Annotated in this window: 10 protein-coding genes; 5 read left to right on the forward strand and 5 right to left on the reverse strand. The window is 47.4% G+C overall.

What is annotated here, in order from left to right; translation table 11 throughout:
- Positions 1-115 precede the first annotated feature (115 nt).
- From MUG09_RS02155 to MUG09_RS02175, 5 genes are all read left to right on the forward strand, one after another.
- Positions 116-1,345, forward strand: a complete 1,230-nt coding sequence (locus tag MUG09_RS02155) for an O-antigen ligase family protein (protein ID WP_244773054.1) — start codon at positions 116-118, stop codon at positions 1,343-1,345.
- 115 nt (positions 1,346-1,460) lie between these two features.
- Complete coding sequence (locus MUG09_RS02160) at positions 1,461-3,119, forward strand: IS1634 family transposase (RefSeq protein ID WP_244773063.1); 1,659 nt, start codon at positions 1,461-1,463, stop codon at positions 3,117-3,119.
- Between the two features lie 196 nt (positions 3,120-3,315).
- Complete coding sequence (locus MUG09_RS02165; protein WP_244773065.1) at positions 3,316-4,437, forward strand: glycosyltransferase family 4 protein; 1,122 nt, start codon at positions 3,316-3,318, stop codon at positions 4,435-4,437.
- A gap of 1 nt (position 4,438) precedes the next feature.
- Entirely contained in the window at positions 4,439-5,572 is a 1,134-nt protein-coding gene (locus tag MUG09_RS02170; RefSeq protein WP_244773067.1) for a glycosyltransferase family 1 protein, read from the forward strand.
- Between the two features lie 123 nt (positions 5,573-5,695).
- The gene (locus MUG09_RS02175) at positions 5,696-7,510 is read left to right on the forward strand and encodes an aminotransferase class I/II-fold pyridoxal phosphate-dependent enzyme (protein WP_244773069.1); all 1,815 of its coding nucleotides are present in this window, start codon (positions 5,696-5,698) and stop codon (positions 7,508-7,510) included.
- Positions 7,511-7,577: 67 nt separating this feature from the next.
- Here MUG09_RS02175 and MUG09_RS02180 read toward each other — a convergent pair whose 3' ends face one another.
- From MUG09_RS02180 to MUG09_RS02200, 5 genes are all read right to left on the reverse strand, one after another.
- Positions 7,578-8,576 carry a LacI family DNA-binding transcriptional regulator gene (locus MUG09_RS02180; protein ID WP_244773071.1) on the reverse strand — a complete coding sequence of 333 codons (999 nt, stop codon included), beginning with the start codon at positions 8,574-8,576 and terminating at the stop codon, positions 7,578-7,580.
- 42 nt (positions 8,577-8,618) lie between these two features.
- Positions 8,619-10,964, reverse strand: coding sequence for a glycoside hydrolase family 31 protein (locus MUG09_RS02185; protein WP_244773073.1), 2,346 nt, complete (start codon positions 10,962-10,964; stop codon positions 8,619-8,621).
- A 4-nt stretch (positions 10,965-10,968) separates the two neighbouring features.
- Positions 10,969-11,793 carry a carbohydrate ABC transporter permease gene (locus MUG09_RS02190; protein WP_244773075.1) on the reverse strand — a complete coding sequence of 275 codons (825 nt, stop codon included), beginning with the start codon at positions 11,791-11,793 and terminating at the stop codon, positions 10,969-10,971.
- Positions 11,786-12,676: a carbohydrate ABC transporter permease gene (locus MUG09_RS02195; RefSeq protein ID WP_244773076.1), complete on the reverse strand. Its 891-nt coding sequence runs from the start codon at positions 12,674-12,676 to the stop codon at positions 11,786-11,788. The genes MUG09_RS02190 and MUG09_RS02195 overlap by 8 nt, the downstream gene beginning before the upstream one ends.
- Positions 12,677-12,759: 83 nt before the next feature.
- Entirely contained in the window at positions 12,760-14,016 is a 1,257-nt protein-coding gene (locus MUG09_RS02200) for an ABC transporter substrate-binding protein (protein ID WP_244773077.1), read from the reverse strand.
- Positions 14,017-14,090 lie beyond the last annotated feature (74 nt).

Genomic DNA, 14,090 nt, shown 5'->3' on the forward strand with positions numbered 1-14,090 from the left:
ACTATACTGCTTATAGACTTGGAAGTATAAATAGTAATAGAGGTTGTAAAGAGCTCTGTTTCTTGTAATACTCTCCTATACTTAGGGGAGTATTTTTATGTCTAATTCTCGTTCTATGGACCTCTTTGACCATATATGTGATGCCTCACTGTTAATCTTTTTTCCTGTTTTGGTAGTTCTTGGAACAAATGCCAAGAAGTTTTTTATACCGGTAGAGATTCTGTTCTTGTCGGTTTTTACCATTAGGTTCTTTGTAAAACGGTCTACACTCTCTTTATATACTATTTGGACAATAGGGCTTTCGCTGTTGGCGCTAGTCTCTACAACGTATGCACCAAACCAAACAGCTGCTATGCGTTGGGCTATTTCTGTTATACAAGTTGTAATCTTTGGCAATTTGCTGGTCCCCTATTTTCGAGACGATAAAAGAAATGTCCATGTTTTCTTCCTTTCGTTTATACTTTCTGCTGTCGGATTAGGATTTCGCTTGTGGATGTCAGCTCCTCCTGAGCAATTGATGAATACTCGTCTGGGTGAATCAATTGGTTTTAACGCAAATTTTGTGGGTTTCATATTTGCCATTGCGGCACTTATAAACTTGTATTACGTTATTCTGGAAAAACGCTGGATAGCTCTTCCTTTGTTTTTTGTGTTAAGTGTAATTGGTTTGTTCTCAGGTTCACGTAAAACCATGATAATTCTTTTTGTTGGTATAGTTCTCTTGTCAATTTTATCATCTCGAAAACCACATACAATTTTCATATCGATGATTCTTAGCTTGTTATTTGTTGCTGGGTTTCTCCTGATATCCTTTCAATGGGAGCCATTGAAAAATATAATTGGATATAGAATTCAAATTTTCTTAACAACTTTTACAGGCCAATCGATTGATGCGAGTGCAAATGAACGAATAGAGATGATTCGCCTCGGGATTGATATGATCAAGCAAAAACCATTTTTTGGTTGGGGCTTGCATGCATTTTCAGACTTAGAGAAATTTGGAGTATATTCTCATAATAATTATATAGAAATTGCTGTCTCTTGGGGCATGTTTGGCCTAATTTGGTACTATCTATTTTTGGGTTATGTAATTATAAAAGGAATCGGGATTCTGCTTTCTCGACATCGTACTAGCCTTGTGGTTTTCTCTGTGATGATGCTACTCATTCTTTGCTTGGATGATTTCGGTCGTGTTCGTTTTTATGATGAGGTTTCACACATATTATATGCACTTTGTTATGCAATTATTGTTATGCATCTTCCACTTAGAGGTATCGATATCATTAGCTTGTTGATCAAACCTTTCCAGCGGTTTATTCATATAAAATCCCTCAGACAAGAGTAATTTACTCAAATTCCCGTCCCAGTTATATCTAGGGATTAGATAATTCTTTTAAATAGTTGCAGATAATGTCGGAAAGTGCGTGACAAAAGCTCCAAACATAGGTATAATTGTATCTATGATAGATGCCAATGCAAAACCGATGAAAATCATCCGTGTCACCAACAAGAAGAACGGTGTCACCTACCTCTACGAGGACCAGGCCTTCTGGAACAGCGAGAAGAAGCGCGGCGAGCACAAGCGAAAGTGCATCGGCCGACTCGGTCCGGATGGAAGCGAGATATACAACGATTTCTACCTGGCCAGGAAGGAAGCCTCCAAGGCCGAGAATCCGCTTGTCTCGAAAACCACCCTGATGGGACAGAACCTCATCCTGGACAAGGTGGTCAAGGACGTCGGCATACAGCCTGTTCTGAAGGAAGCCTTCGGAGCCGACGATGCCGATGCCATCCTTCAGCTTGCACGGTACAGCGTCTGCGAGGGCAAGGCCCTCAGCAGAGCCGAGGACTGGCTGAACGATCGTGGTTTCAACGGCAACGCTCTTTGCTCGCAGCGGATCAGCGAGCTGCTTGCCTCCCTGTCCGACGACAGGCGCAACACCTTCTTCAAGCTTTGGATTGCCAAGCAGGCGAAGAAAAAGGCACTGCTTTTCGATATAACCTCGATTTCGTCCTATGGAAAAAACAACACCTATGTGGAGCGGGGGTACAACCGGGACCACGAGAACCTGAGGCAGATAAACCTCGGCCTGCTCAGCGCCCACTCGTCGAACGTCCCTCTCTGGTACTCGGAATTGCCCGGGAGCATGTCCGATTCACTCGTCCTCGACCATGTGCTGCGCAGCCTGGAAAAGCTCGATGTGAAGGACATCAACCTGGTCGGCGACCGGGGCTTCTACAGCGAGGCGAACCTCAGGAACATAGCGGATAAGGGACAGAAGTTCACCATCCCCGTCCCCTCCAGCCTCAAGTGGCAGAAGGAATTGATCGACAAGGTCAGGCCCTCAATCCGAAGACCCGCCAACATCATCCGCAATCCCGAGGACGACAAGTCCTACATCTATGGCGTCACCGACTACAAGACCGAGTCCTACGGCAGGACCTGGAGGCATGTCTACTTCGACCCCGTCAGGAAGGAGCAGGACATCGCATCGCTGATGCTCAAGCTGAGAAAGTGCGAGGAGGAGCTTGCAGGCGGGGATGCCTTCGAGAAGCACAGGAACCTGTACGACACCTACTTCACCGTCAAGGATACCCCCAAGCGGGGAAGGAAGGTCAGCCTGAACGAGGAGGCCGTCAATGCCTACATCGACGGCTACAGCGGGTTCTGGATCATCCTCACCAATGCACAGAAGGATGCATCCAAGGCCCTGGGGCACTACAACCGCAGGTGCGACATCGAGCTGCACTTCGACGACATGAAGAACCTCTTGGACTGCAACAGGCTCAACGTGCACACAGAGAAGACCATGAAGGGCAGGCTTTTCGTCAACTTCATCACCCTCATCCTGCTCAACGACCTGAGAGGCAAGGTCTCGGCCATCAAGCCCAGGAACAGGAAGTACTGGGATTTCAAGGACATGCTGAACAAGGTGTCGACCTATTCCAGAATCCACTTCACCGGCACCTACAAGGACCTGTGGACGGTGCCCACCAAGGCCCAGAGGCTGATCTTCAGCCTCTTAAAGATAGAGTACCATTGGAAGGGAAAGATAGTGAATCTTGAGAAGCCAATGGAGTCTGAAGAAGATGACGAACAGGAAGACGAGGAGGCCTAGATATAATTAGGTCGGGAATTTGAGTAATTTACAACAAAGTAATAGAATGCCGAGGTGTAATACGTTCGTTATTAAAAATGAATCAAATATTTCACATTTGTGTATAATGCATGTATGGATGACTCATGTCCGAGTTGTAAATTGATAGCAAGGAGATATAGTCAATCAACAATTTCTGTTGTACGACTGGTGATGTATGCAAGGTATTTCTATTCTGATTCTCTCCAACGACGTTGACTATCTCTATACGCTGCGTTTGGAGACCATTGAAAGACTTCTTCAATCAGGGGCTTCCGTTGCTCTCTCCGCACCATACAACGACCGTGTTGAGTTCTTTGAGAAGTTGGGATGTACGTTTCATCCTGTTGAATTTACTCCAAGAGGGAAGAACCCTTTCTCCAATCTTGGAGTTTTGCTCAAATACTTCAGGCTGATTAAACAGACTAAGCCTGATGTTGTACTGACCTATACCATTAAGTCCAATATCTACGGTGGCTTGGTTTGTAGAATACTGAAGGTTCCTCAGATAGCTAACATGACAGGTCTTGGTAAAGCTCTGATGGATGAGAATCTCGTCCAGAAAGTAGTGTTAACATTGCTTCGTGTTGCATTTAAAAAGGCACGGACTGTATTTTTGCAGAATGCAAGAGACCTGCAGTATTTTCTTGACCACCGCATCACCACCAAAGAGCAGTCGGTTCTTATCCCAGGTTCAGGCGTCAATCTCGCCCGCCATCCGTTGGAACCGTATCCAGAAGATGATGGGTCGATTCGTCTCATCTATATTGCCCGTATAATTAAGGACAAAGGGATTGAGGAGATGATGGCAGCGGCAAAGGCCATTCATCAGAAGTATCCTTACTTCAGCTGCGATATAGCAGGTTTTATTGGAGAGGCAGTGTATGAACCTCAATTGGCTGACTACTCAGCCTCAGAGGCTGGAAAGTACTTAGGATTTCAGAAGGACATTCATAGTCTGATCAAGAAAAGTCATGCAGTGGTACTGCCTTCCTATCACTTGGAAGGTATTGCCAATGTTCTCTTGGAAGGAGCTTCTGCAGGAAGACCTGTGTTGTCAACAGACCATATAGGCTGTCGTGATACATTCGATGATGGAGTATCGGGCATTATGTTTGCCCCGCGCTCTGTAGAAGCCTTGGTTGAGGCGATTGAGAAGTTCATTCATCTTCCCTACGACCAGAAACAAGCTATGGGTCTGGCTGGAAGGAAGAAAGTTGAACGAGAATTTGACCGCGAGATTATTGTGAATGAGTATATGAAGGCTGTAGCGAAGATTGTAGGGCAGAAGGCGGAATGATGTGAACAAAAGCCAAATGAGTAATCAACCCATTCGAGTCCTTCAGGTACTAGGCGGCCTGTTTCACGGTGGTGCCGAAGCCATGATTATGAATCTGTATCGCAATGTCGATACCCGGGTTGTGCAATTCGATTTCCTTGTCCACACAGATCAAGAAGGCGTCTTTGACAAAGAAATACTTGATCGCGGAGGGGTGGTCCATCATGCTCCAGCATATAAGGGAATCAATCATTTTGCTTATAAGGCATGGTGGAAGACATTCTTAAGACAACATCCAGAATATGGGTGTATTCATTTCCATATCCGCGGTACTTCGGCCATTGCAATTCCGATTTGCAAGCGATTAGGTAGAACTACAATCATTCATGCCCACAGTACTTCAAATGGGAAGAGTTTAGTTTCGTTCATAAAAGGGCTTTTCCAATTGTCCTTACGAAGAGATGCCGATTACCTCTTTGCCTGTTCCGAACCCGCAGGAAGATGGTTGTTTGGGCAAAAGACCTTGCAAGCTCCCAATTTCCATCTATGGAAGAACGCGATTGATACAAGTAGGTATCAATTCTCCCAAGCCACTCGAAATCGAGTTCGTTCAGAACTCGGACTGGAAGATTCCTTTGTTGTAGGACATATTGGACGTTTTATCGATGCAAAGAATCATGGATTTCTCCTGGAGATCTTTCAGGAGGTTCTCAAGCGAGAGCCTCATGCCAGGTTATTGTTAATCGGTGACGGCCCAAACCGCAAAGCGATTGAGGATAAAGTGGAACTACTGAGATTGGGCCAGGCGGTTATCTTTGCCGGATTCCGATCTGATGTTCCTGAAATGCTTCAGGCAATGGATGTATTTTTGTTTCCTTCTCTGTATGAAGGGTTACCAGTTACTTTGATTGAGGCTCAAGCAAGTGGATTGCCAAGTGTTGTATCAGATACGATTGCAAAAGAAATTGAAGTGACCGATTTGATTCAATTCGTTTCACTTGAAAGTGTTGCAAAAGCATGGGCTGATATAATTTTTACGATATCGAGAGACAATATTCGCAAAGATACCAGTAAGTCAATTATTGAAGCAGGGTATGATATCAAGCAATCGGCGAAGGAATTGCAAGCTTTCTACCTTTCGTGTGACATTTGTTAATAAGATATTCCGTAGATATTTTTCGCAAGACTTTGAGATGCTAGTAGGTATATATCAAGAATGAGAGAATCTAGAGTATGTTTGACGTATTACCTTGAGGAATGCGAATAGGAGGAGTGGGTGATGCAAGCAATAATCTTGGCTGCTGGAATGGGTAAGCGATTAAAAGAGTTAACCAAGGATAATACAAAATGTATGATAGAGGTGAATGGAGAGACACTCATTGAGAGAATACTCACCCAGCTTGATAGTTTGAATCTCGAACGTATTGTGCTTGTGATTGGATATAAAGGTGAAAAATTAGCATCGTACGTAAAATCTCTTCCCATCAAAACTGAAATAATTTTCATCACCAACCCGATTTATGATAAGACCAATAATATCTATTCTCTTTACTTGGCCAAAGAATATCTTCTTGAACAGGACACCTTGCTACTTGAGTCGGATCTTATTATTGAGGATGGAATTCTTAATGTGTTGATTCAGAACCCAGATCCCAATATTGTTCTGGTGGCGAAGTATGAAAGTTGGATGGATGGTACTGTCGTCACGCTGGATGAAAGTCAACAGATTAAAAGTTTCCTTGGTAAGAAGGATTTTCATTTTTGCGATACCATGACTTATTACAAAACAGTTAACATTTATAAATTCAGCAGAGCTTTTTCTATGACTCATTATGTCCCATTCTTGGAAGCATATTGCAAAGCTTTGGGGAACAACGAGTACTATGAGCAAGTGCTAAAAGTCATTGCACTGCTGGACAATCCTGGAATCAAGGCATTGGTTTTGGATACGGAAAAATGGTATGAGATTGATGATATCCAAGACCTTGATATCGCCCAGACCCTGTTCGAAAAGAACAAGAATACAAGATTTGAGAAAATGAACGCACGGTATGGAGGATTTTGGAGATTTCCTCGACTTTTAGATTACTGCTATCTGGTGAATCCGTATTATCCTCCTACCAAGTTGATTGACGAAATGCAGGCGAGTTTCACTAGTTTGATAACACAATATCCATCGGGACAAAAAGTAAACAATCTTCTTGCAGCCAATTATTATGGACTTCATAGAGAGAATGTAATTGTCGGTAATGGTGCCGCTGAGCTGATCAAAGCAATTATGGAAAACACTGAAGGAATCATCGGAATACTTTCACCTTCGTTTGATGAGTATAGAAATCGTGTATCAGGAAATAGAATCTCACTGTTTACCGTACAATCAGATGATTTCTCGTATACTGCCGATCAGATTATTTCTCACTTTCAGAATAAACCAATCTCAACCTTGCTACTGATAAATCCCGATAACCCATCTGGAAACTACATAGAACAGCATGATGTATTGAAACTCGCTTCTTGGACACAAGAGCGAGGTATCATATTCTTGGTCGATGAATCGTTCAGCGATTTTGCCTTGGCAAAAGAACCAAGCTCACTCTTGGACCAATCTACTCTAGAAAGGTACACAAATTTAGTTGTAATAAAGAGTATTTCCAAATCATTTGGAGTTCCTGGCGTTCGTCTCGGCCTTTTGGCAACAACGAATAAGACTATTCTCTCAAGTGTGTCTAAAAATGTCTCCATCTGGAATATCAATTCCTTTGGAGAATTCTATATGCAGATTTGGGGAAAATATCGTGCAACCTATGAGCATGCATTGGTGATGCTCAAGGATGAACGAGATCGTTTAGCAACAGCATTGAATCAAATTGATTATCTTACGGTGTTTCCTTCACAAGCCAACTATATTATGTGTGAGGTAAAAGGCCCGAAGAAGGCCTATGACTTGGCAGTAGAATTATTGGATTCTCATAATATTCTTATTAAGGACTTATCGAGCAAACGTGGAATCTCGCCACGGCAGTGTATTCGAATTGCTGTTCGCAACAAGGAAGATAATGATGCATTGATTAATGCTTTGAGAAGTCTTGTCTAAAATATTCCTGTTCATAATCGAATATTTCTACGGGGGGAATCTGTCATCAGGTTCCCCTTTCCTGTCTTCAACCCTTACTACTCTTTCGGGGAATCAACTTCGACTGCAGTACATGTTGGCTCTTGGAGTAGATGCCGGTGTGGATCACCTGCTTGAGAAGGCTTACCCCCAGCATACCCATCTCCTGTAGCGGTAATTCAAAGGTGGTGATGGGCGTATTCCAGAACTCTGAGAAGTCGCGGTTGTCAAAACCAACCACTCGTACCTGGTTCGGAATATGGATGTTCATTTTTTGGAGTGCTGAAATAGCACCGGCTGCAATATAGTCATTGGCGCAGAATATGCCATCGGTTTGGGGATGGTCGTTCATCAGTATTTGGGCAGCCTCAAAGCCATGATCGAAGTCATAGTTGCCGTAATAGTTGTTTTGTGGCATCTCAAGCTTCAGTTCTTTCGTTCTCTGAGAGAATCCCTTCAGACGATCCTGTACACTCAATCGATCCTCAGGACCACAAATCATCGCAGGGTGGCGCATTCCGCATCCATACAAGTGTTCCGCCGCCTGATAACCCCCCGTAGTATTGTCTACTACCACGCTGATCATCTCCTGGGCCGCCATATTGATTGAAACAATCGGAATGTCTGAGTTCTGCGTATCGAGATTGAACTCCTTCCAAATAGGAATATGGTGACAGAATAGAATTCCCTCGACCTTATGGCTCTTTAGGAAGTTGTACGCCTTCTTCAAGTCATTGCCAAACTCAACACCGCTGACGAAGAACAAGGAGTACTGGCCACCGGACAGGCCATGCTCGATACCCCGCACTATCTGGTTTACGAAGGTCTCGGTGATATCGGCTGCCAAGCACCCAATAATCCCGGAGTTCCCCCGCTTCATGCGTGACGCACTCCAGGAAGGAACATAGCCAAGCTGCTCGATTGCCTCGAGCACCTTCTTGCGGGTGGCTTCACCGACCGGGCGCTTGCCGTTGAGGGTATGCGTAACCGTAGCAGGGGAAACCCCGGCAGCTTTCGCTACATCTACGATTGTCACTACATCACGCATACGCCCTCCTCTTGGCAAGTGTAAAGCCTCTAACAGCCTTTGTCACCCGCTTATTGCAACTACCATACTTTCGCCTACCTTGAGAGAGTCAGGATCGAACGAGGGCTGTGAGACGGTATACCCTTCAGGCACCTTGATGGTAAAGACTCGTTGCTTTTTAATGGCATCAACCTTCTTGGTAATCACCAGGGATTGGTCGGTTACTTGGAACTCCCAAAGGTTATATTGCTTTCCGGCAAGCTCACTGCTTCCATCATCCTCAAAGTAGGAGGAATGTATCTCTTTCCCTGTTGTTTTACAGGGATGGACTAGAAGCTCCACCTTCTCAAACACACCGCTTTGGAGGTGTGTCAGCCCAGGAGCGGTCGGGATCACCGACCCCTCCTTGGCAAACCAGAGGCTCTCACCGTCAGGGGGATAGGGGAGTTCCAGGTTTATTCCTCCCTCGAACGCTGTTCCATCCTTGCTGTACCACCACAAGCCCTGAGGGAGGTAAACATCAGCGTTGGTTTTTCCCTTTTCGGTAACCAAGACCTTCAGAATATGCGGTCCGAACAGACTATTGATCTCATCACCCTTGATATTGTTATCATCGGGAAACTCCAACAAGAGAGAGCGTTCGATCGGCGTACCCTCGGCAGCCGCCTCAAAAGCACAGGTATAGATATAGGGCATGAACCGGTAGTGCTCGAGAATGAGAGAGCGGATGTGAGGCAAAGCACTCTCATACGACCACGGCTCGGTGGGATTACCGTCCTCACGCCAGGAGTGAATCACAAAGCGACCCTGAAACACCGCCGACTGGGCTGAGCGTACCAACAGCTCTTCCTCGGGAAACGCCCCGAAGAACCCACCCAAGTCATGGCCGAAGTAAGGCAGTCCTGAAAGACTGAACCCCTGACCCATATACTGGTTGTACTTCAGTGTCTTCCAATCGCTCACATTGTCTCCCGACCACGTCCTGGCAAACCGTTGCATGCCTGCATAACCGCTTCGGCTGTAGATCCAAGGACGCTTCCGTGGTTGCTCCTGCTTGAACGCCTCGTAGGAAGCCTCTGCCATCCGAATAGGGTAGAGGGTCTTCGTCTTGAAAGCCTCGAGCTCAACATCCTCAAGTTCCAGTTCATTGTTGTCATTCCAAATCCCGGTGCATCCGTGGTCGAGATACTGAGCCTTGAGCTGGCTCTTCCACCACTCTTTAGCCTCGGGGTTGTTGAAGTCGATGAAGGAGGCCTCCCCTCCCCAGAAGAACTCCTGATACGGCCGGCCGCTCTGGTCCTTGATGAAGTACCCCTTCTCTGCCAACTCTGTATACCACGGATGGCTGGTCAGGATTCCCGGCTTGATGTTCATGCACAAATTATATCCACGCGCCGAGAGGGAAGTCAGAAACGCCTTGTGGTCGGGAAACTTCTGCTTGTTCCAGAGAAACGCATACCGCTTGCCCTCGGCACTCTTCAAATAGCCTGAGGAGACATACATCCCCTCACAGGGAATCTGGTGCTCCTCAATGGTGGCAAAGTAGTTCAGGATTCTCTGTTCTGCATCATCGGGTTCGGCATAGTTCATGGAAGAGCCGAAGAACCCAAAGCTGAACAGCGGTGGGAAGGCGGGAAAACCTGTAACCTTGAAGTAATTCTTGAGAACCTGGTGGTAGGAATCGCCCAAAAAGGTTACATAGCTGTACGGCCCGCCTTCCACCTCAACGGAGAAGAAAAACGGACTCTCCCGACCCAGGTCGAAGAGCTTGATCAAGCTCTGGTCGAAGAGCAGCCCGCACATGGCGCCGGTTTGCGCATTACGCTTGATCATAAAGGGAATGGACTTATACAGCGGATCGGAATTGGAAGCATCGTAGCCGAGGGAGTCGCGGTTGTACATGGAGAATCGTCTTCCCCTTCTGTTGGGTAAGCCGCTCTTATCCCCGAGGCCGTAGAACTCATCCGCCTCTGAAAGCGGGAAGTTGAACCTGCTGAAGGATTCCTGTGAACCTTCCTTGGTAAAGCAGCGCACCTGGTAGGAGGGCAGCACCGTGTCAGCGGTTCCCACCCGGCCACCGTGCTGCAGGATTCCCGCATACCAGATGCTGATAAGGGCGTACCGCTTCTCAAGTACCACCCTACTCAGACCGCAGGTGAGAATAAAGGCCTCGCTCTCTTCCTTTATGCTGATCTGCTCGTCCAATTGCAGAGACTTGGAAGGGCTGGTGATGTACTGGCTCGCCTTGGCGAACGTCTCATGGATGGATACGTGGTCGAACTGATAGCTGACCTTCACAATCTCGGAGGTGAAGAACTGTATATGTATTTCACCACCGACGCCCTTGGCGATAACCAAGGAAGGGGAGTGAAAACGACATGCAGACAGAGAGTGAATGATATGTTTCATGCGTTCAACCTTTAACCGATCCTGCAGCGATGCCAGAGAAGAAGAACCTCTGGAAAGCCAGGAAGACTATGATGACGGGAATTATGGCGATGGTGGTCATGGCAAGCAGGTCCGACCAGTTGATCTGCAGCTGACCGACGAAGTTCGCCAACGCCTGCTGGATGGTCTGCTTGCGGTTGTCGGTGATGACGATCAAGGGCCAGAGGTAGTCGTTCCAACGCCACATGAAGCTGAAAATGGCGATGGTGGCGACAATGGGCTTGCTCATGGGAAGAATGAGGCGGAAGAAAATGGTATGTTCTCTTGCCCCGTCGATGCGGGCAGCCTCGATCAGTGAGTTAGGCAGTGTCACCAAATACTGACGGGCAAGGAATACCCCTGTAGGAGTAGCTGCCGGTGGAATGATGATTCCCCACAGCGAATTCAGCATTCCAAGGCTTTTCAGCTGAAGGAAAATCGGGATCATGATGACCTGCAACGGAATCATGAGGGTTGCGATCATCACCGTGAAGATGATGTCCCTGCCGGTGAAAATGTATTTGGCCAAGGCATAACCTGCCATCAGGTTTATCAATACCGTAAGAGCGGTGGAAACAACCGCAACGAAGACCGTATTTGAGAAGTATACCGGAAAGTTTCCTGCCGCAAGGCTGGAAACATAGTTCTCAAGCGTCCAATCCTGGGGGATGAAGGTCAGAGGAACCCGGAACAGCTCGCTCTGGGGCTTGAAGGAGGAGAGAACGACCCAAAGCACCGGTAGCAGGGTTATAAGGGAGAGCAGGATTAACACGGTGTAGTGCAGTGTTTTGGAAATAGGTTGCTTATTCATGTGATGCCTCCCTTCCGCTGAGTTTGAACTGCAGGACGGTGAAAAGGGAGATGATGAGCATCAACACGATCGACATGGCGCTTGCATAGCCCATGCGATCCTCCAGGAAGGCCACCTGATAGACCTGTTGGACGATGAACTTGGTAGCATAGCCAGGTCCTCCCTTGGTCATCACCGAAATCAACTCATATGCCTTGAAGGAGGCGATGGTGGCAAGCACCAACACCACCAGCAGGGTGCTGCGCAGTAGCGGCAGTGTGATGGATGTAAAGGTCTTGGGAGCCGAGGCCCCATCAATTTTTGCAGCCTCGTAGAGCTCGATGGGAATGGCCTGCAGTCCCGCGATGAGGACGACCATATAGTACCCGGCCTGTGCCCAGATTGAGACGCCGATAATGGAAACCATGGCCAGCTTGCTGTCGGTCAGCCAACGGACTCCGTTGCCTCCAGCGGCGCGAAGCAGATAGTTGATGATTCCCATCTCATCACCAAGGATGAAGCGCCAGGCAATACCAACGGTTATCATGCTCAAGAGCGACGGTATGTAGAAGAGGGAGCGAAAGAGTTTCTCGCCCTTGATGGTATTCTTATAGAGCAGCAAGGCCAAGGCCAATGCATAGACCATGATCAAGGCAACGGTGAAGAATGAGTAGACAATTGTATTGCTGAAGGTTTTCCAGAAGACTTCATCACCAATGAGTTCGATGAAGTTATCAAAACCGATGAAAACCGGAGTGGTGAACACACCCCACTCGGTGAAGGACATCCTCAGACCTTGGATGGCTGGGATAATGATGAATGTCCCGAAAATGAGAATGTTGGGAAGCAGAAAGAGCAGCGGGGCTGCTGTCTGATGAAAGTTTCCCTTGGTATGTCGTTTCATAGGAATCCTGAAAGGCAGGCAGCCCTGCCGGTCTGAAGGATCGGGCTCCTCCTTGGTGGAGGAGCCGATATCCATAGTGCAGGTTACTTAAAGAACGTTGCGCCTCTGTTGTCAACATTGGCCACAGCCTGTTCGGCGGTGATGTTGCCAAGCAGCACTTCCACGATCTGCTCGCGGATGTAGGTGGTGACCTTGCTCAGGTTGGTATTCTTCCACTCGTTTGCGGTGTAGGCCGGGGTGACCTTCAGCTCTTCGAGGAAGACCTCAAAGTCTCCGCTGTTGGAAGGATAGGTGACCTGTGCATCGTTGCGTGAAGGGATGTTGAAGGTGTCGCGGCTGTACATCTCGTTGTGAGACTTGTCAGCAAAAGCGGCCATGAATTTGAATGCCTCTTCCTGGTTCTTTGCTCCCTTGAAGGAGGCAACGAACTTTCCACCGGGAACGGAGGAGTTGATCGCGCCCTTGGGCATGCGTACAGCCTTCCATTCAAAGTCCTTCACGTTCTTGTTGTAGGTGTTGATGTTCCAGCTGCCGCCGATATGACCGGCAACAAGTCCTGCTTGGAAGAGCTCGGCAGGGTTCTCGGAGCCGAGCCATACGCTCTTGGGCACCAGACCTTCGTCGTGCAGATGCTTGAACCACTTCAATGTTGCAATGGTACCGGGGTTGTTGAACTTGATGTTCGACTGGTCCTCATTGAGGAAACGACCGTTCCACTGGTACATGAGCGTAGAGAAGCGGTGCGGGGTGAAGTCAACGGCAAGACCGTACTTCATTGCAGGATTGGCTGCGATGACCTTTTTGACGATGGTTTCCCATTCACTCCATGTCCATGTCTTGCTGACCTCATCCACATCGATGCCGGCCTTGTCGAATGCAGTCTTGTTGACCAGCATGCCGTTGGCTGTTGCTTCGGTGGGGTAGGCGATGAACTTGCCTTCCTTGTTGGTGGCGAATGCCACCATGGAGGGCAGGTACTGCTTCTTCACCGCCTCGACATCGGCGACGTGATTCTCGATTGGCTCCAGGCTGTCGACAACCACCGACAAAGTGTTGGTGGTGATACGTGCAAGGTCGGGAGGGTTGCCGCCGCTGATCATCAGCTTGAGTTTCTGGTCATACTCGTTGTAGGCGACAATCTGGAGGTCCAACTTCACATGCGGGTTGGCCTTCAGGTACTCATCCATGGTCTTCAGAAAGACATCGGACTCATTGGCGTCATTGAACCACAATACCGAAAGGGTCACATCTTTTTTCGCACCCTCTTCCTTGGTTCCCGCTGCAAACATAGCCGTAGTGGCGAGCAACAGGATCATCAATGTCACGATTACTTTTTTCATGCAGATCCTCCTTATTTGGATTAGCAAATTTACGCAAAACGTTTTTACTTTTTTAGTATAGGTCCACGTTTCTT

This window comes from Sphaerochaeta associata (genome assembly GCF_022869165.1).
Classification (GTDB): Bacteria; Spirochaetota; Spirochaetia; order Sphaerochaetales; family Sphaerochaetaceae; genus Sphaerochaeta; species Sphaerochaeta associata.

Excerpts from the sequence above, each read along its gene's own strand:
- MUG09_RS02155 (WP_244773054.1), top strand. The coding sequence starts at position 116 with ATGGACCTCTTTGACCATATATGTGATGCCTCACTGTTAATCTTTTTT.
- MUG09_RS02160 (WP_244773063.1), top strand. The coding sequence starts at position 1,461 with ATGATAGATGCCAATGCAAAACCGATGAAAATCATCCGTGTCACCAAC.
- MUG09_RS02165 (WP_244773065.1), top strand. The coding sequence starts at position 3,316 with ATGCAAGGTATTTCTATTCTGATTCTCTCCAACGACGTTGACTATCTC.
- MUG09_RS02175 (WP_244773069.1), top strand. The coding sequence starts at position 5,696 with ATGCAAGCAATAATCTTGGCTGCTGGAATGGGTAAGCGATTAAAAGAG.
- MUG09_RS02180 (WP_244773071.1), bottom strand. The coding sequence starts at position 8,576 with ATGCGTGATGTAGTGACAATCGTAGATGTAGCGAAAGCTGCCGGGGTT.
- MUG09_RS02185 (WP_244773073.1), bottom strand. The coding sequence starts at position 10,964 with ATGAAACATATCATTCACTCTCTGTCTGCATGTCGTTTTCACTCCCCT.
- MUG09_RS02190 (WP_244773075.1), bottom strand. The coding sequence starts at position 11,793 with ATGAATAAGCAACCTATTTCCAAAACACTGCACTACACCGTGTTAATC.
- MUG09_RS02195 (WP_244773076.1), bottom strand. The coding sequence starts at position 12,676 with ATGAAACGACATACCAAGGGAAACTTTCATCAGACAGCAGCCCCGCTG.
- MUG09_RS02200 (WP_244773077.1), bottom strand. The coding sequence starts at position 14,016 with ATGAAAAAAGTAATCGTGACATTGATGATCCTGTTGCTCGCCACTACG.